Below are 1,261 nucleotides of genomic sequence, written 5' to 3' on the forward strand. Positions count from 1 at the left end.
GATAAATTTGCGTGAAGTGTTTGGTGAAATGAAATAATTGTGTACCTTTGCTCGCAGATAGCTACTTTTGCTATCACGATTAAAGGATTTATCAATAGGAGCTAGATGATACACCAGAGTGTACAGATGATGGATATGATGATGCGAATGTCTATGATGATGTTCGCCGATTCGTTGTATCCTGATAGTCCATTCTGACCGTGTAGATAGAAATATATACCTATAGAGGGCTGCTGGTACGACGATATTCAACGCGTACCAGCAGTTTTTTTATACCCAATAGTCAACTAATAACTTAATCAGATATCAATAAGCATTATGAGTAATCAAAGCAAAAATTTCGCAACACAGGCACTCCATGCCGGCTACAATCCAAGTGATAATCAGTTTGGTTCGGTAGCAGTACCGCTCTACGACAATACCGCCTACGTCTACAAAGACAGTCAGTATGCGGCCGATGTCTATGCCCTCAAGGTGGAGGGGCCGATCTATACAAGGCTCAATAACCCTACTACCGATGTGCTGGAGCGTCGCATAGCAGCGGTAGAGGGCGGTGTGGCGGCTGTTGCCACCTCGTGCGGTCAGTCGGCCATCGCCACCACGCTACTCTCCCTCCTCAAGTGTGGCGATCATATCGTGGCGAGTGAAAGCCTCTATGGCGGTACCTTCAACCTCCTCACCAGTACCCTTCCCCGCTACGGGATCCATGCCACTTTGGTCGATGTAGAAGACCTAGAGGCGGTGCGTAAGGCGATAAAGCCTGAGACCAAACTGGTGCTGGCTGAGGTGCTGGGCAATCCTCGGCTCAATCTGCTTGATGTGCCTGCCCTGAGCACAGTGGCGCACGAGGTCGGCTTACCCCTCTTTGTGGATAACACTTGTACCGTGGGGCTTTACCAACCACTCTCTAAGGGAGCCGATGTGGAGTTCCTCTCCCTTACCAAGCTAGTTTCGGGTAATGGTACCACGATGGGCGGTGCGGTGATCGATAGCGGTCACTTCGACTGGGGCTGTGGCCTTTTCCCCGACCTCTCAGAGCCCAATGACTCTTACCACGGTCTCTCGTTTAGTCACGCTTTTGGCAAGGGGGCATTGATCGGTTGGCTCCGTGCGGTAGGTCTGAGAGATATCGGCACCTGCATCAGCCCTTACAATTCGGCTCAGATCATCAAGGGACTGGAGACCCTTTCCCTCCGTGCGGTACGTGCCTCGGAGAGTGCTCTAAAGGTGGCGAAGTGGCTTGAAGCCCATCCTTTGGTGG

Annotated in this window: 1 protein-coding gene; it reads left to right on the forward strand. The window is 51.1% G+C overall.

Going from position 1 to position 1,261, the window contains the following annotated elements; genetic code table 11:
- Positions 1 to 318: 318 nt before the first annotated feature.
- Positions 319 to 1,261, forward strand: a 943-nt coding sequence (locus QVO39_RS05930) for a PLP-dependent transferase (protein ID WP_288171837.1), incomplete at its 3' end; no start/stop codon positions are given.

Origin of the sequence: Porphyromonas sp. CAG:1061 (assembly GCF_000435035.1) — a bacterium.
GTDB lineage: Bacteria > Bacteroidota > Bacteroidia > Bacteroidales > Porphyromonadaceae > Porphyromonas_A > Porphyromonas_A somerae.